The 16,911-nt window shown below is 68.7% G+C and carries 14 protein-coding genes; 1 reads left to right on the plus strand and 13 read right to left on the minus strand.

Annotated features, from left to right (window positions below; translation table 11 throughout):
- Window positions 1-649 precede the first annotated feature (649 nt).
- Window positions 650-1,309 (minus strand): peptide-methionine (S)-S-oxide reductase MsrA, encoded by a 660-nt coding sequence (msrA, locus tag ACWDXC_RS44550; RefSeq protein ID WP_449993067.1) that lies wholly within the window; start codon window positions 1,307-1,309, stop codon window positions 650-652.
- 114 nt (window positions 1,310-1,423) lie between these two features.
- Between msrA and rarD the strand changes: the two genes are divergently transcribed.
- The gene (gene rarD / locus ACWDXC_RS44555) at window positions 1,424-2,350 is read left to right on the plus strand and encodes an EamA family transporter RarD (protein WP_449993069.1); all 927 of its coding nucleotides are present in this window, start codon (window positions 1,424-1,426) and stop codon (window positions 2,348-2,350) included.
- On the opposite strand, the gene ACWDXC_RS44560 is transcribed toward rarD, so the two are convergent.
- The 12 genes from ACWDXC_RS44560 to ACWDXC_RS44615 all read right to left on the minus strand — a co-directional run bounded on the left by ACWDXC_RS44560 (window position 2,318) and on the right by ACWDXC_RS44615 (window position 16,897).
- Window positions 2,318-3,307, minus strand: a complete 990-nt coding sequence (locus tag ACWDXC_RS44560) for a polyprenyl synthetase family protein (protein WP_449993071.1) — start codon at window positions 3,305-3,307, stop codon at window positions 2,318-2,320. The genes rarD and ACWDXC_RS44560 overlap by 33 nt on opposite strands.
- Before the next feature lie 10 nt (window positions 3,308-3,317).
- Window positions 3,318-4,904, minus strand: coding sequence for an NADH-quinone oxidoreductase subunit NuoN (gene nuoN / locus ACWDXC_RS44565; RefSeq protein WP_219504506.1), 1,587 nt, complete (start codon window positions 4,902-4,904; stop codon window positions 3,318-3,320).
- Window positions 4,901-6,466 carry an NADH-quinone oxidoreductase subunit M gene (locus ACWDXC_RS44570; protein ID WP_219504504.1) on the minus strand — a complete coding sequence of 522 codons (1,566 nt, stop codon included), beginning with the start codon at window positions 6,464-6,466 and terminating at the stop codon, window positions 4,901-4,903. Before ACWDXC_RS44570 ends, nuoN begins: the two co-directional genes overlap by 4 nt.
- Window positions 6,466-8,319, minus strand: a complete 1,854-nt coding sequence (gene nuoL / locus ACWDXC_RS44575; RefSeq protein WP_219504694.1) for an NADH-quinone oxidoreductase subunit L — start codon at window positions 8,317-8,319, stop codon at window positions 6,466-6,468. Before nuoL ends, ACWDXC_RS44570 begins: the two co-directional genes overlap by 1 nt.
- Window positions 8,320-8,392: 73 nt before the next feature.
- Window positions 8,393-8,689 carry an NADH-quinone oxidoreductase subunit NuoK gene (gene nuoK, locus ACWDXC_RS44580; RefSeq protein WP_449993074.1) on the minus strand — a complete coding sequence of 99 codons (297 nt, stop codon included), beginning with the start codon at window positions 8,687-8,689 and terminating at the stop codon, window positions 8,393-8,395.
- On the minus strand, window positions 8,686-9,444 hold the full coding sequence (locus ACWDXC_RS44585; RefSeq protein ID WP_219504501.1) for an NADH-quinone oxidoreductase subunit J: 759 nt from the start codon (window positions 9,442-9,444) through the stop codon (window positions 8,686-8,688). Before ACWDXC_RS44585 ends, nuoK begins: the two co-directional genes overlap by 4 nt.
- Window positions 9,437-9,952: an NADH-quinone oxidoreductase subunit NuoI gene (gene nuoI, locus ACWDXC_RS44590; protein ID WP_219504500.1), complete on the minus strand. Its 516-nt coding sequence runs from the start codon at window positions 9,950-9,952 to the stop codon at window positions 9,437-9,439. The genes ACWDXC_RS44585 and nuoI overlap by 8 nt, the downstream gene beginning before the upstream one ends.
- Window positions 9,939-11,252, minus strand: a complete 1,314-nt coding sequence (gene nuoH, locus ACWDXC_RS44595) for an NADH-quinone oxidoreductase subunit NuoH (protein ID WP_219504498.1) — start codon at window positions 11,250-11,252, stop codon at window positions 9,939-9,941. Before nuoH ends, nuoI begins: the two co-directional genes overlap by 14 nt.
- Complete coding sequence (locus ACWDXC_RS44600; RefSeq protein WP_449993077.1) at window positions 11,249-13,636, minus strand: NADH-quinone oxidoreductase subunit G; 2,388 nt, start codon at window positions 13,634-13,636, stop codon at window positions 11,249-11,251. Before ACWDXC_RS44600 ends, nuoH begins: the two co-directional genes overlap by 4 nt.
- Window positions 13,633-14,922, minus strand: a complete 1,290-nt coding sequence (gene nuoF / locus ACWDXC_RS44605) for an NADH-quinone oxidoreductase subunit NuoF (RefSeq protein ID WP_375072580.1) — start codon at window positions 14,920-14,922, stop codon at window positions 13,633-13,635. Before nuoF ends, ACWDXC_RS44600 begins: the two co-directional genes overlap by 4 nt.
- Window positions 14,919-15,575, minus strand: a complete 657-nt coding sequence (nuoE, locus tag ACWDXC_RS44610) for an NADH-quinone oxidoreductase subunit NuoE (protein ID WP_364167872.1) — start codon at window positions 15,573-15,575, stop codon at window positions 14,919-14,921. The genes nuoF and nuoE overlap by 4 nt, the downstream gene beginning before the upstream one ends.
- A complete protein-coding gene (locus ACWDXC_RS44615) occupies window positions 15,572-16,897 on the minus strand; it encodes an NADH-quinone oxidoreductase subunit D (RefSeq protein ID WP_219504490.1) in 1,326 nt (441 codons plus the stop codon). Before ACWDXC_RS44615 ends, nuoE begins: the two co-directional genes overlap by 4 nt.
- Window positions 16,898-16,911 lie beyond the last annotated feature (14 nt).

A 16,911-nucleotide genomic window follows, 5' to 3' on the forward strand; every position in this document is an offset into this window, starting at 1 on the left:
CTCCCAGCTGCTGGAACGAGCGTGATCAGCTCATCCAATCGGCAGGACCGTCCTACACGCCAACCCGGTGATCGTTTCCGGTCACAGCACTAGGCACCGAGATGGACGTCTTAGTCGCCTTCCCTGGCGGCATACTCCACGGCCGCCTAATCAGTCGCGCAAAGTGGCACAATCAGTGGCTCCAAGGGCTGGAACGGGCTAGCGAAGGAGCAGCACAAGCGGCCGCCATCTTGCGGGCCATTACCTCCGCATCTGGTCTGGTCACACCCGATGGGTCAGTGATCGACCACGTGGGGCAATACCTTCACCTTTGGGATGCCACACTACTCACAGGTGGCAACAACCTGAACCCCATGCCGTGGCGCGTGAAGCTCTCGGCAGTTACCGCATGGTCTCTCGGCGCACCTCCACCCGGTGATGAATAGCGGAGTGCGCTCCCACCCAGCTACACCAGCGCGTGGGCGGTGCTGGCCGCGACCGGCCCCCAGGCCGCAGCGCGGCCAGCGACCGCCCGACGCGCGGCGAGACGCCGAAGACGGCTCGCCTTTAACCCTGTAGTGAAGGTTGTCGCCGAAGACGGCTCTGGCCCATGATCAACACCAGACCTACTGGGGCGATCAAGGGCCAGGATCTAGCTATCTCCGCAGGTCTACGCCTCGCCGGAAGTCAGACCCACCGGACAGGCCACGCCGGTCCCACCGATCCCGCAGTACCCGTTTTTGTTGCGGTGGAGGTACTGCTGGTGATAGTCCTCCGCGAAGTAGAACGGTCCCGCCGGTGCCACCTCTGTCGTGATGGCGCCGTAGCCCGCCTCCGTCAGCACCTTCTGGTACGCGTCGCGCGAGGTCTCGGCGGCCTTCTGCTGCTCCGGCGAGTGGTAGTAGACGGCCGACCGGTACTGGGTGCCGACGTCGTTGCCCTGGCGCATGCCCTGGGTGGGGTCGTGCGCCTCCCAGAAGACCTTCAGCAGCTCCTCGTACGAGGTCACGGCCGGGTCGAAGACGACGCGTACCACCTCGGTGTGTCCGGTGCGCCCGCTACAGACCTCTTCGTACGTCGGGTTGGGGGTGTAGCCGCCCTGGTAGCCGGCGGCCGTGGTGACGACGCCGGGCGTCTGCCAGAACTTGCGCTCCGCGCCCCAGAAGCAGCCCAGGCCGAAGTCCGCGACTTCCACGCCCGGCGGGTAGGGCGGGGCCAGCGGGGCGTCGAGGACGGCGTGGCGGGCGGGGACGGGGATCGGGTCGGGGCGGCCCGGCAGGGCGTCCTCGCGACTGACCATCGATGTCTTGGTTCCGAACAGCCAACCCATAGCGCACCTCCACGGTTCACTCTACAGACGGCACAACGCTTAACACCTTCTACATAGTCCCGTATAGATGTGCACATTTGTGTTTAAGCATGGTAATGCCCGAAGATGGGGGACATGCCTGACTTGCGACGCGGTGTGCTGTTCGGGGTGGCCGCTTATGCCATGTGGGGACTGTTCCCCCTCTACTGGCCGCTGCTGAAGCCGTCCGGGGCGGTGGAGATCCTCGCGCACCGCATCGTCTGGTCGCTGGTCGCCGTCGTGGCGGTGCTGCTCGTGCGCCGGCACTGGTCGTGGGTCAAGGAGCTGGTACGGCAGCCGCGCAAGCTCGGGCTGCTGACCGTGGCCGCGGTGGTGATCACGGTCAACTGGGGCACGTACATCTACGCGGTCAACACCGGCCATGTGGTCGAGAGCGCGCTGGGGTACTTCATCAACCCGCTGGTCAGCGTGCTGTTCGGGGTGCTGCTGCTGAAGGAGCGGCTGCGGCCGTTGCAGTGGACGGCCGTGGGGTTCGGGGCGCTGGCGGTGCTGGTGCTGACTGTCAACTACGGGCGGCCGCCGTACATGGCGCTGGTGCTGGCGGTGAGCTTCGCGGTGTACGGGCTGGTCAAGAAGCAGGCGAACGTCGGGGCGGCCGAGAGCCTGACCGTGGAGACGCTCGTGCTGCTGGTGCCGGCGCTGGTGTATCTGACGTTCCTGCAGCAGCAGGGGCAGTCGACGTTCGGCACCCTGGGGGCGGGGCACGTCGCGCTGCTCGTGGGGGCGGGGGTGATCACGGCGCTGCCGCTGCTGGCGTTCACCGCCTCGGCGATCCGGGTGCCGCTCAGCACGATCGGGCTGCTTCAGTACATCGCGCCCGTGCTGCAGTTCCTGGTCGGGGTGCTGATCGCCAAGGAGACGATGCCGCCGAGCCGGTGGGCCGGCTTCGCCATCGTGTGGATCGCGCTGGCGATCTTCACGTACGACAGCTTCCGTGCGGCACGGGCACGGCGGCCGAAGAAGAAGGCGTCAGCCCGACCGCTCGACCACGTAGTCACATAGCGCCAAAAAGGCGGACTTGGCCGGGATGTCAGGCAGGCCGGAGATGTCGTGCCGAGCCCGGTCCACCCACGCGTCCAGCTCGGCCCGCGCCTGAGCCATCGCCGGGTGCGCCCGCAGCAGCGTCAGCGCCTCGTCCAGGTCCGACTCGGCCACCGGCCCCGACAGCAGCTCGGCCAGCCGCGACGACGGGTCGGAGGCCAGCACGTAGAGCACCGGCAGCGTCTTGATGCCCTCACGCAGGTCGGTGCCGGGCGTCTTGCCCGACTCGGTGGAGGAGGAGGCCACGTCCAGCAGGTCGTCGCCGAGCTGCCAGGCCACGCCGATCGCCTCGCAGGCCCGGCTCAGCCGCTCCTCCACGTCGGCGGGAGCGCCGGACAGCAGCGCCCCGAAGCGGCCCGAGGCCGCGATGAGCGAGCCGGTCTTGTCGGCCAGCACGCTGATGTAGTGGGCCACCGGGTCGTCACCGGCCTGAGGGCCGATGGTCTCGCGGATCTGCCCCTGCACGAGGCGGGAGAACGTCTGCGCCTGGACCCGGATCAGCTCGGGGCCGAGGTCGGCGAGCAGGTCGGAAGCCTGGGCGAACAGGTAGTCGCCGGTCAGGATGGCCACGGTGTTGTCCCACCGGGCGTTGGCCGACGGGGAGCCCCGGCGCACCGGGGCCTCGTCCATCACGTCGTCGTGGTAGAGCGACCCGAGATGGGTCAGCTCGATCACCACGGCGCCGGGCACCACGCCCGGCGCCGACGGGTCGCCGAACTGGGCCGCCAGCAGCACCATCAGCGTGCGGAAACGCTTGCCACCGGCCTCGATGAGGTGCTTGGACGCCTCCGTGACGAAGGCGTCCTCGCTCTCCACCGACGAGCGCAGCAGCTTCTCCACCGCGGCCAGCCCGTTGGACACGTCCTGCGCCAACCGCTCGTCCTCGATGGGAAGGTCAACAACGGGAGGCGCGGACATATGGGATCCCCTATCTAACGAAAAGGCCAGATGCAGCCTGCTGGGCAAGGTCGAGCACGGGCTCCGGGTACAGCCCGACTCCTACCGTAACCAGCAGCGAGACGGCGATGACCGCCACGGTCCCCGCACTGGGGATCGCGATGGCCGGGCCGTCGGCCGCGGGCTCGCTGAAGAACATCAGCACGATGACGCGGACGTAGAAGAACGCGGCGATCGCCGAGGCGATGACGCCGACCACGACCAGTCCGGTCATCCAGCCGCCCAGCGAGTCGCCGGCCTCGGAGGCGCTGCCGAGCGCCGCCGTGAAGACCGCGTACTTGCCGAAGAAGCCGCTCGTGAGCGGGATTCCGGCGAACGCCAGCAGGAAGAAGGCGAACACCCCGGCCAGGATCGGCGACCGCTTGCCCAGCCCGGCCCAGCGGGAGAGGTGGTTGGCCTCGCCGCCGGGATCGCGCACCAGCGTGACCACGGCGAACGCGCCGACCGTGGTGATGCCGTACACGAGCAGGTAGAACAGGATCGCCTGCAGCGACACCGCGTTGCCCTCGGCGGCCGAGTAGGTGGCCATGACGCCCACCAGCAGGAAGCCGGCGTGCGCGATCGAGGAGTAGGCGAGCATCCGCTTGATGTCGGTCTGCGTGATCGCCAGCACCGCGCCGACGATCATCGTCAGGGCCGCGATGACCCAGATGACCGGACGCCAGTTCCAGTCGAGGTTGCCCAGCGCCACCCAGAAGACGCGCAGCAGCGCGCCCACGGCGGCCACCAGCGTGCCGGAGGCCATGAGGGCGGTGATGGGCGTCGGGGCGCCCTGGTAGACGTCCGGCTTCCACGCCTGGAACGGCGCCGCGCCGATCTTGAACAGCAGGCCCACGCCGGCCAGCGCGAAGCCGATCAGCAGCAGCGGGTCCAGCGCGGCCCCGGTCGTCATGGCCTGGCCGATCCCGGCCAGCGACACGGTCCCGGCGTAGCCGTACAGCATCGCGATGCCGTACAGGAAGAACGCCGAGGAGAACGCGCCCAGCAGGAAGTACTTCAGCGAGGCTTCCTGCGAGAGCAGGCGGCGACGCCGGGCCAGGCCGCACAGCAGGTACAGCGGCAGCGACATGACCTCGAGGCCGACGAACATGGTCAGCAGGTCGTTCGCGGCGGGGAACATGAGCATGCCGCCCACCGCGAACAGCGCCAGCGGGTAGACCTCGGTGTGCGCGCTGCCGGCCCGCTCGGCCTCTTCCTCGTCGGCGCTGCCGGGCACCGACGCCGCCGAGGCGACGAAGTGGCCCTCGTCATTGATCAGCAGCACGCAGACGATGGACAGGACGAGGATGACGCCCCAGATGAACAGCGCCGGCCCGTCGACCGCGAGCGCCCCCATCGCGACCGGCTCGGTCGGCACGCCGCCGCCGACGACGGTCACGAGCACCAGCGCGAACGCGCCGACCAGGCTGAGCAGCGTCAGCGGCACCTGGATGGACCTGCGCAGGTAGCGGGGCGCGAACGCCTCCACCAGCACGCCGACGACGGCGGCCGCGAACACGAGCAGCAGCGGCGCCAGCGTGCCGTACTCGATCGTCGGCGCCTCGATGACGTTGTTCACTGACCGGCTCCCTTCTCAGCGATAGCCGGGTTGTCGACCTGCACGTTGGACAGCGTGCTGGTCACCGCGGGTGTGATCACGTCGAGCAGCGGCTTGGGGAAGAACCCGAAGCCGATGATCAGGGCGACCAGCGGCGCGAGCACCCACACCTCGCGCGCGTTCAGGTCCTTGAACGCCTTGACCGGCTCGGCGGTCGGCCCGTTGAGCGTCCGCTGCACCATCCACAGGATGTAGACGGCGGCCAGGATGACGGCCAGCGCGGAGACGATCGCCGCGACGGTCAGCGCCCCCGACCCGAACGCCGGGCTGGAGTAGGTGCCGATCATCACCATGAACTCGCTGACGAACGAGGACAGCCCCGGCAGCGAGAGCCCGGCCAGACCGGCGACCAGGAAGAAGCCGGCCAGCAGCGGCGTGACCTTCTGCGCGCCGCCGTAGTCGGCGATGTGCGGAGAGCCGCGCCTGGCGATGAGGAACCCGGCCGCCAGGAACAGCGCGCCGGTCGCGAAGCCGTGGTTGACCATGTAGAGGGCGGCGCCCTCCTGGGCCACCTGCGACATCGCGAACACGCCCATGACGATGAAGCCGAAGTGCGAGATCGACGTGTAGGCGATCAGGCGCTTCATGTCGGTCTGGCCGATGGCCACGATCGCGCCGTAGATGATGCTGATGACCGCCAGCACGATGATCGGCATGGTGAACGCCTTGGCGGCGTCGGGGAACAGCTCCAGGCAGAACCGGAGCATTCCGTACGTGCCGACCTTGTCCAGCACGCCGACCAGCAGCACCGCGGCGCCGGCCGGAGCCTGCGCGGCCGCGTCGGGCAGCCAGGTGTGCACCGGCCAGAGCGGCGCCTTGATGGCGAAGGCGATGAAGAAGCCCGCGAACAGCCACTTCTGCGTCACCGGGTCCTGGATGGCGCCGACGAGCTCGGGGAACATGAACGTCCCCTTGCCCGCGACGACGTACAGGCCAATGACCGCGACCAGCATGAGCAGGCCGCCGAAGAGCGAGTACAGCAGGAACTTGACCGCCGCGTAGGACCGCTGCGCCCCGCCATAGGACCCGATCATGAAGTACATCGGGATCAGCATGGCTTCGAAGAAGACGTAGAACAGGAAGATGTCGGTCGCCGCGAAGACGCCGATCATCATCGCTTCCAGCACGAGCAGCAGCGAGAAGTACGTCTTGACCGACCGCTTGGGCGCGACCACGGTGCCGTCGGCGGCCTTGACGCCGGAGGCGTCGTGCCACGAGGCGAGCACCACGATCGGCACCAGCACGGCCGACAGGGCGATCAGCACCAGCGCGATGCCGTCGACGCCCACCCCGAAGTGCACCCCGAAGCTCGGGATCCAGTCGTACGTGGCCGCGAACTTGAACCGGTCACCGGGGGCGCCGGTGAACTGGAACGCCATGACGAGCGTCAGCGCCAGCACGACCAGCGAGACCAGCAGCGTGACCTGCTTGGCCAGCTTGTCGCTGCCCTTGGGAAGCAGCGCTACCACGATGGCGCCCAGCACGGGCACCGCCATGAGTATCGGGAGCCAGAGTGACGACATCAGATGTTCCCAACGAGGAGCAGGGCGCCGGTCAGCAGGGCGGCGCCGATCAGGATGGACAACGCGTACGTTCTGGCGAAGCCCGTCTGGAGCCGCCGCAGGCGCCCTGAGCTCCCGCCGATGCCCGCGGCCAGGCCGTTGACCAGCCCGTCGATGCCGCGGTTGTCGAAGTACACCGCGATGCGGGTCAGCCACTGGCCGGGGCGCATGAACAGCGATTCGTTGAGCGCGTCGCCGTACAGGTCACGCCGGGCGAAGGTGGTGAGGAACGAGCCGCGCGGCTGCACGGCCGGCACCTGGGCGCGGCCGTACTTCATCCACGCGATCGCCGCGCCGACGGCCACCAGCGCCAGCGTGGACAGACCCACCGTGGTGGTGCTGAACACGTGCGGGACGGGCGCGTGCTCCGGCATGCCCACCGCGGGCGCCAGGAAGTGCATGAGCCTGTTGTCCATGATGAGGAAGTAGCCGAGCACGATCGAGCCGATCGACAGCAGGATCAGCGGCACGGTCATCACCGAGGGCGACTCGTGCGGGTGCGCGTCCTTCTCCCAGCGCTTCTCGCCGAAGAACGTCATGAAGATCATGCGGGACATGTAGAAGCCGGTGATGCCCGCGCCGAGGACGGCCAGCCAGCCCATCCAGGCGCCGTGCTCCATGGCCGTCTCGATGATCCCGTCCTTGGTGTAGAAGCCGGACAGGAACGGGAAGCCGATGATGGCCAGGTAGCCGACCATGAACGTGGCGAAGGTGATCGGCATGTACTTGCGGAGACCGCCGTACTTGCGCATGTCGACCTCGTCGTTCATGCCGTGCATGACCGAGCCGGCGCCGAGGAACATGTCGGCCTTGAAGAAGCCGTGCGCGATCAGGTGCGCGATGGCGAAGGCGTAGCCCGCCGGGCCGAGGCCCGCGCCGAGCATCATGTAGCCGATCTGCGACATCGTCGAGCCGGCCAGGCCCTTCTTGATGTCGTCCTTGGCACAACCGATGATCGCACCGGCGAGCAGCGTGGCCACACCGACGATCGTGACGACGAGCGAGGCCACGTCGGACGCCTCGAAGAACGCGCCCGAGCGGACCACCAGGTAGACGCCGGCGGTGACCATGGTCGCGGCGTGGATGAGGGCCGAGACCGGGGTCGGGCCCTCCATCGCGTCCAGGAGCCACGACTGCAGCGGGAGCTGCGCCGACTTGCCGCACGCGCCGAGGAGCAGCAGCAGGCCGATCGCGGTCAGCGTGCCGTCGGAGGCGGTGCCGATCTGCTGCGCGCCCAGGTCCTTGAAGGCCAGCGAGCCGAACGACGTCCAGATGATGAACATGCCGACCAGCAGCCCGAAGTCACCGACGCGGTTGACGACGAACGCCTTCTTCGCCGCGACCGCCGCCGACGGCTTGAACTGCCAGAACCCGATGAGCAGGTACGAGGCCAGGCCGACGCCCTCCCAGCCGATGAACAGGCCGACGTAGTTGTCGGACAGCACCAGCAGGAGCATCGCGGCCACGAACAGGTTCAGGTAGGAGAAGAACCTGCGCCGGTCGGGGTCGTGCGACATGTAGCCGATCGAGTAGATGTGGATCAGCGATCCGACACCGGTGATCAGCAGCGCGAAGCTGACCGACAGGGGGTCGACGAGCAGCCCCATGTCCAGCTTCAGGCTGGGGATGAACTCGTACAGCCGCACGGCCCTGCGGCGCTGATCCTCGCCGAGTCCGAGCAACTCGACGAACGCCAGCACCGCCACGGCGAACGAGGCGAGGGACATGGCCACGCCCAGCAGATGGCCCCACCGGTTGGTGAACCGGTTGAACACCAGCAGGATGAACGCCCCCAGCAGCGGGAGGGCGATCATCAGCCAGGACACGCCGATCGCGCCACCAGCGGTGTGCTGGATGATCTCAGCAGGAGATTCCACCAGTCACCTCTTAGTACTTCAGCAGGCTGGCGTCGTCGACCGACGCGGACCTGCGGGTTCGGAAGATCGTCACGATGATTGCCAGGCCGACCACGACCTCGGCCGCGGCCACCACCATCACGAAGAACGCGATGATCTGGCCTTCGAGGTTGCCGACCTGCCTGGCGAACGTGACGAACGCCAGGTTGCAGGCGTTGAGCATGAGCTCGACGCACATGAACACGACGATCGCGTTGCGCCGGATCAGCACGCCCATGGCGCCGATCGCGAACAGCAGGCCCGACAGGATGAGGTAATGCGTCGTCACTTGGACTCCTCCTCGGCCCGGTGCTTGATGGCCTCGGCGAGCTTGGGGTCCTCGGGCAGGTGCCCATGCTCCACGTCGTAGCGGGCGATGTAGCGGTTGACCGAGGACTCGGCCACGGACCCGTCGGGCAGCAGCGCCGGCATGTCGATGGCGTTGCCGGTCGCGTACGTGCCCGGGCCGGGCAGCGGCGACGGGCGGTCACCGAGGAAGCGGGCCTTGGACAGGTCCTTCTGCGTGGCCTTCTTGGCCAGCCGCTCGCGGTGCGCCAGCACCATCGCGGCGAGCGCGGCGGTGATGAGCAGCGCCGAGGTGACCTCGAACGCGAAGACGTACTTGGTGAACAGCAGCAGCGCGATCGAGCGGATGTAGCCGCCCTGACCGGTGGCCATCGCCAGGCCCGTCTGCGGCGCGAAGATCGCGTTGCCCACGGCCAGGATGATCAGCGCGGCGAATCCGACGCCCGCGATGATCGCCCAGAACCGCTGGCCGCGGAGCGTCTCCACGAGCGAGTCCGAGGAGTCGACGCCGACCAGCATGAGCACGAACAGGAACAGCATCATGACGGCGCCGGTGTAGACGATGATCTGCACCGCGGCCAGGAAGGGCGCGTCCTGCACGGCGTAGAGGACCGCGAGGCAGAGCATCACGGTGCCGAGCATCAGCGCCGAGTAGACGGCCTTCCGGTTGAAGACCACGCCGAGCGCGGCGCCGACGGACACGACGGCGAGCACCCAGAAAGTGATGGTCTCACCCATTGGTCCGTCCCAGCCGGTAGTAGTCCTCTTCGGTCTCGCCGAGCCGCATGGGGTGCGGCGGCTGCTCCATGCCCTGGGTGAGCGGCGCGAGGAGCATCTCCTTGGTGTAGATGAGGCTCTCGCGGTTGCTGTCGGCGAGCTCGTACTCGTTGGTCATGGTGAGCGCCCGGGTCGGGCACGCCTCGATGCACAGGCCGCACAGGATGCACCGCAGATAGTTGATCTGGTAGGTGCGCCCGTAGCGCTCGCCCGGCGAGAAGCGCTCCTCGTCGGTGTTGTCCGCGCCCTCCACGTAGATGGCGTCGGCCGGACACGCCCACGCGCACAGCTCGCAGCCGACGCACTTCTCCAGCCCGTCAGGCCAGCGGTTGAGCTGGTGCCGCCCGTGGAAGCGCGGAGCCGTCGGCTTCTTCTCCTCCGGGTAGTTGGTCGTGACGGGCTTCTTGAACATCGTGTGGAAGGTGACCCCGAAGCCCTTGACGGGGTTCAGCCAATCAGTTAGTCCCACTGGGAATCTCCTTGTGCTGCACCCCGTGGTAGTGCGGCAGATCGAGCGGCGGCACAGGGAAGCCGCCTGCCGTCGGCTCGTTGGACAGCTCCTCGAACTCGGCTTCGACCTCCGCCTTCCTGGCTTCCTTGCGCCGCTGGTTCACGGTGTCGAACCGCATCCAGATGGCCAGCGCCCCGATGACGACGATCGCGCCGAGCCCGGCGGAGACGTAGATGCTCCCCTCGAACGTGCCGTTGTTCACGTAGATGATGTTGCGAACGGCGGCGACGAGAAGGATCCACGCCAGGTTGACCGGGATCAGGACCTTCCAGCCCAGCGACATCAGCTGGTCGTACCGGACACGCGGCAGCGAGGCGCGCACCCAGACGATGAAGCAGAACGTCAGCACGAACTTGATGAAGAACCAGAGCACCGGAACCCAGCCCGTGTGCGCCCACTCCCAGCTCATCGGGAGCGGTGCCCGCCAGCCGCCCATGAACAGCGTCACGGCGATGGCCGAGGCGGTGAAGGTGTGCAGGTATTCGCCCATCATGATCAGGGCGAACTTCAGCGACGAGGAGTATTCCGTCTGGAACCCGCCGACCAGCTCGCCTTCACCCTCGGGCAGGTCGAACGGGATGCGCGCGGCCTCGCCGAACATGCAGACCACGTAGACCAGGAACGACGGCAGCAACAGCACGGCGTACCAGGTCTGCTGCTGCGCGCCGACGATCTCCGAGGTGGACAGCGTCCCGGCGAACAGGAAGATCGCCACGAACGACAGGCCCATCGCGATCTCGTACGAGACCACCTGCGCCGCCGACCGGAGGCCGCCGAGCAGGGCGTACGGCGAGCGCGACGACCAGCCGGCCAGCACCACGCCGTAGACCGAGACGGCGCCCATGGCCAGCATGAACAGCACGGCCACCGGCAGGTCGACGAGCTGGAGCGGCGTCTGCACGCCGAACAGGTTCACCATCGGCCCGAACGGCACGATGGAGAAGGCCAGGAAGGCCGGGATCACCATGATGACCGGGGCCAGCAGGTAGAGCACCTTGTCCACGGTCCGCGGGAAGATGTCCTCCTTCAGGCCCATCTTCAGACCGTCGGCCACCGACTGGAGCAGGCCGAACTTGCCCGCCCGGTTGGGGCCGTAGCGGTTCTGCATCCGGGAGATGAGCTTGCGCTCGAACCAGACGCCGAACAGGATGCCCAGCATCAGGAAGGCGAAGAGCATGACCGCCTTGATGATGGTGATCCAGAGCGGGTCCTTGCCGAAGTCTTCGACGGTCGGACTGGCCGCGAGAACGAAGGTCATGAGGCGCTCCCGATGGTGACGATGTCGCCGGCCACCGCGCCGAGGTCGCGCGTGACCGAGCAGCCGCCCGAGTTCGACGGCACCCAGACCACGCGGTCGGGCAGGTCGGCGATGCGGACGGGCAGCGTGACCGCGTTCGGGCCGGGCCCGCCGACGACGACCTTGTCACCGTCGGCGACGCCGATCTCCGCGGCCGTGCTCTCCGACAGCAGCGCCTCGGCCGCCCGCGCGGTGCCGGCCAGGTACGGCTCGCCGTCCTGGAGGCGGCCGTCGTCGAGCAGCAGGTGCCAGGTCGCCAGCACGGCCCCGCCGGCGGCGGGGGTGGCGGGCGAACCGGCGCTGACGCTCGGCGCGGCGACGCGGGTGCCCCGGTAGGAGCCGATGCCCGACAGCTCGCGCCGGGCCGCCTTGGCGTCCGGCAGGCCCAGGTGCACGTCCATGCGGTCGGCCAGGTCGCCGACGACCGCGAGGTCGCTGCGCAGGCCGGGCACCTTGAGCGGGGCCTCGAACGAGCGGCCCCGGCCCTCCCAGTTGACGAACGTGCCGCCCTTCTCCTGCACGGTGGCGACCGGCAGCACCACGTCGGCCCGGTCGGTGACGGCGCTGGCGCGCGTCTCCAGGCTGACGATGAACGGCGTGTTCTCCAGCGCCTCCAGCGCGGCGACCGGGTTGGCCAGGTCGTAGGGGTCGACGCCGGCCACGACCAGCGCGTCGAGCTCCCCGTCACGGGCGGCGGCGAGCATCGCGTCGGTGTCGCGGCCCGGGGTGGCGGGCAGCGAGGACACGTTCCAGGCGCGGGCGATCTCGGCCCTGGCGCTCTCGTCGTCGACCGGGCGGCCGATCGGCAGCAGGTTGGGCAGCGCGCCCGCCTCGACCGCGCCGCGCTCGCCGGCCCTGCGCGGGACCCAGGCGATGCGGGCGTCGGAGGCGGCGCCCAGCCGGACCAGCGCCGACAGCGCGCCGGGGACGGTCGCCAGGCGCTCGCCGGCGAGCACGATCGTGCCCTCGGCCAGCGTGCCGACCAGGTCGCCGATCGCGTCGGCCTCACCGCCCGGCGCGGTGCGGATGAGCGTGCCGCCCATCTTGGCCAGGCCGTTGGTGGCGAACGGGGCGATCGCGGTGACCTTGAGGCCGCGCTTCTGCCACGCCTTGCGCAGGCGCAGGAAGACGATCGGCGACTCCTCCTCGGGCTCGAACCCGACGAGCAGCACCGCGGGGGCGCTCTCCAGGTCGGCGTAGGAGACCTCGATCCCCTTGCCGGCGACCGCGTGCGCGAGGAAGCGGGCCTCCTCGGCGGAGTGCGGCCGGGCGCGGAAGTCGACGTCGTTCGTGCCGAGCGCGAGCCGGGCGAACTTGGCGTAGGCGTAGGCGTCCTCGACCGTGACCCGGCCGCCGACCAGCACGCCGGCCTTGCCGCGGGCGGCCGCGAGGCCCTGGGCGGCGACGCTCAGCGCCTCCGGCCAGGAGGCGGGCTCCAGCACGCCCTCCTCGTTGCGGACCAGCGGCGTCCTGAGCCGGTCGGGCTGCGTGGCGTAGGTGAACGCCCAGCGGCCCTTGTCGCAGTTCCACTCCTCGTTGACCTGCGGGTCGTTGCCCGCCAGGCGGCGGGTGACGCGGCCGCGCCGGTGGTCGGTGCGCAGGCTGCACCCGGAGGCGCAGTGCTCGCACGCGCTCGGCGTGGACACCAGGTCGAACGGGCGGGCACGGAACCGGTAGGCGGCGCCGGTCAGCGCGCCCACCGGGCAGATCTGCACCGTGTTGCCCGAGAAGTAGGACTGGAACGGCTCGCCGTCGGCGACGCCCACCTGCTCCTTGGCCCCGCGCTCGAAGAACTCGATGAACGGGTCACCGGCGATCTGGTCGGAGAAGCGGATGCAGCGCGCGCACTGCACGCAGCGCTCGCGGTCCAGCAGCACCTGGGTGGACAGCGGCAGCGGCTTGGCGAACGTCCGCTTCTGCTCCTGGAAGCGCGACTCGCCCTGGCCGTTGGACATGGCCTGGTTCTGCAGCGGGCACTCGCCGCCCTTGTCGCAGACCGGGCAGTCGAGCGGGTGGTTCAGGAGCAGGAACTCCATCGCCGCCCGCTGCGCCTTCTCCGCCACCGGCGAGGTCAGCTGGGTCTGCACGACCATGCCCTCGGCGACCTCGATCGCGCACGACGGCTGCGGCTTGGGGAAGCCGCGGCCGTTGCCCGCGTCGGGGATGTCGACGAGACACTGGCGGCAGTTGGCCGCCGGGTCGAGCAGCGGGTGGTCGCAGAACCTGGGGATCTGGATGCCCAGCAGCTCGGCCGCCCTGATGATCAGCGTGCCCTTGGGGACGCTGACCTGGAACCCGTCGATCGTGAGGGTCACCAGGGTGGTCTCAGTTTCTGTCACGGTCACTGGTCACCCCACAGAGTGGACTTCTTCGCGTCGAACGGGCAGCCGCCGACCTCGAAGTGCTTGAGGTACTCCTCGCGGAAGTACTTCACCGAGGAGTGGATCGGGCTGGTGGCGCCGTCGCCGAGCGCGCAGAACGAGCGGCCCAGGATGTTGTCGGCGATGTCGGTGATCGTCGACAGGTCCTCCTCCGTGCCCTGACCCTTCTCCAGGCGCTTGAGCACCTGCTTGAGCCAGTAGGTGCCCTCACGGCACGGCGTGCACTTGCCGCACGACTCGTGGGCGTAGAACTCGGTCCAGCGCAGCACCGTGCGGACCACGCAGGTGGTCTCGTCGAAGATCTGCAGCGCCCGGGTGCCGAGCATGGAGCCCTTCGCGCCGACCGCCTCGAAGTCGAGCGGCACGTCGAGGTGCTCGTCGGTGAAGATCGGCGTGGACGAGCCGCCCGGGGTCCAGAACTTGATCCGGTGCCCGGCGCGGATGCCGCCCGCCATGTCGAGCAGCTCGCGCAGCGTGATGCCGAGCGGAGCCTCGTACTGGCCGGGCCTGGTGACGTGGCCGCTCAGCGAGAAGATGCCGAAGCCCTTGGACTTCTCGGTGCCCATCCCGGCGAACCAGTCGGCCCCGTTGGCGATGATCGAGGGAACACTGGCCACGGACTCGACGTTGTTCACGACAGTAGGCGAGGCGTAAAGGCCCGCCACGGCCGGGAACGGAGGCTTGAGCCGCGGTTGACCCCTGAAGCCCTCCAGCGAGTCCAGCAGCGCCGTCTCCTCGCCGCAGATGTACGCCCCGGCGCCGCTGTGCACGACGAGCTCCAGGTCGTAGCCCGTGCCGAAGATGTCCTTGCCGAGATAGCCCTTCTCGTACGCCTCGCGCACGGCCGCGTGCAGCCGCCGGATGACGTGCAGCACCTCGCCGCGCACGTAGATGAAGGCGTGGTTGGCGCGGATCGCGAACGCCGTGATGATGACGCCCTCGACCAGCGAGTGCGGGTTGGCCATCATGAGCGGGATGTCCTTGCAGGTGCCCGGCTCCGACTCGTCGGCGTTGACGACGAGATAGTGCGGCTTGCCGTCACCCTGCGGGATGAAGCCCCACTTCATGCCGGTGGGGAAGCCGGCGCCGCCGCGGCCGCGCAGGCCCGAGTCCTTGACGGCCTGGATGACGGCGTCCGGGTCCATGCCCAGCGCCTTCTTGGCCGCCTCGTACGGCCCGTAGCCGTCGATGGTGAAGGAGTCGGGGCGGTCCCAGTTGGCGGTCAGGACCGGTGTCAGGGTCGTGCTCATGCCTCGGGGGCCTTCCATCCGTTGGCCTTGGCCAGCTTGAGGCCCTCCAGCGAGGGGCCGGCGGCCGAGGGGCCGTCGCCCGCCAGCTCGTCGGGCAGGCCGGAGAGCACCCGCGACGCCTCCTTGAACGTGCACAGCTTCTTCGGACCGCGGGTGGGCCGCACGTCCTTGCCGTCACGCAGGTCGTCGACGAGCTGCTTGGCCGATTCGGGCGTCTGGTTGTCGAAGAACTCCCAGTTGACCATCATGACCGGGGCGAAGTCGCAGGCCGCGTTGCACTCCAGGCGCTCCAGCGAGATCTTGCCGTCGCCGGTCGTCTCCTCGTGGCCGACGCCGACGTGCTCGGACAGCTCGTCCCAGATCTCGTCGCCGCCCATGACGGCGCAGAGCGCGTTGATGCAGACGCCGACGTGATACTCGCCGGCGGGCTTGCGCTTGTACATGGTGTAGAAGGTCGAGACGCCGACGACCTCGGCCTTGCTCAGGCCCAGCATCTCCGCACAGAACTCGTGCCCGTCGTCGGAGACGTAGCCGTCCTCCGACTGCACCAGGTGCAGCAGCGGAAGCAGCGCCGACCGCGTCTTCGGGTAACGGCCGATGATCTCCTTGGCGTCGCGTTCGAGACGCTCGCGGACTTCCGGTGAATAAGTCACCGGTCCACACCTCCCATGACGGGGTCGATAGAAGCCACCGCGGCGATCACGTCGGCGACCTGGCCGCCCTCCGCCATGGCGGGGAAGCTTTGCAGGTTGCAGAACGACGGCTCGCGGAAGTGGACGCGGTAGGGCCGGGTGCCGCCGTCGCTGACGACGTGCGCGCCGAGCTCGCCCTTGGGCGACTCGATCGGCGCGTAGGCCTGGCCGGCCGGCACGCGGAAGCCCTCGGTCACCAGCTTGAAGTGGTGGATCAGGGCTTCCATGGAGCTGCCCATGATGTGCGCGATGTGGTCGGGGGAGTTGCCGAAGCCGTCGGGGCCGAGCGCGAGCTGCGCGGGCCAGCCGATCTTCTTGTCCTCGATCATCACCGGGTCGCCCTTGAGCGGGCCGGCGATCCGGTCCAGGGCCTGCTCGATGATCTTTAGGGACTCCTCCATCTCCTGCATGCGCACGAGGTAGCGGGAGTAGACGTCGCAGCCGCGCTGGGTCGCCACGTCGAACTCGTAGGTCTCGTAACCGCAGTAGGGCTGCGACTTGCGCAGGTCCCACGGCAGGCCGGCGGCCCGCAGGATGGGGCCGGTGATGCCGAGCGCCATGCAGCCGGTCAGGTCGAGGTAGGCGACGTCCTTGGTGCGGCGGACGTACACCGGGTTCTCGTCGAGGAGCTTGCGGATGTCCTTGATCCGCTTGGGCATCTCCTTGAGGAACTCGCCGACCTTGTCCACGGCTCCGGCGGGCAGGTCGACGCTGACGCCGCCCGGCCGCACGTAGGCGTGGTTCATGCGCAGTCCGGTGATGTACTCGAACAGCTCCATGACCATTTCGCGGTCACGGTAGCCGAACAGGAACGGCGTGGTGGCGCCGAGCTCCATGCCGAACGTGCCCATCGCGACCAGGTGCGAGGCGATCCGGTTGAGCTCCATCATCATGACGCGGATGGCCTGCGCCCGGTCCGGGATGCGGTCCTCGATGCCGAGCAGCTTCTCCACGCTCAGGCAGTAGGCCGTCTCGTTGAAGATCGGCGACAGGTAGTCCATGCGAGTGACGAACGTGGTGCCCTGCGTCCACGTCCGGTACTCCATGTTCTTCTCGATGCCGGTGTGCAGGTAGCCGATGACGCCGCGCGCCTCGGTGACCGTCTCACCGTCGAGGGTCAGGACCAGGCGGAGCACGCCGTGCGTGGACGGGTGCTGCGGGCCCATGTTGACGACCAGGCGCTCGTCGTCGGAGTCGCGGACCCCGCTGACGACCTCGTCCCAGTCGGCGCCGGTGACCGAGTAGACCTTGCCCTCGGTCGCCTCGTCATATGCGGTGCTCACGAGTGATCCTCCCT

Source organism: Nonomuraea sp. NPDC003214 (assembly GCF_053590035.1).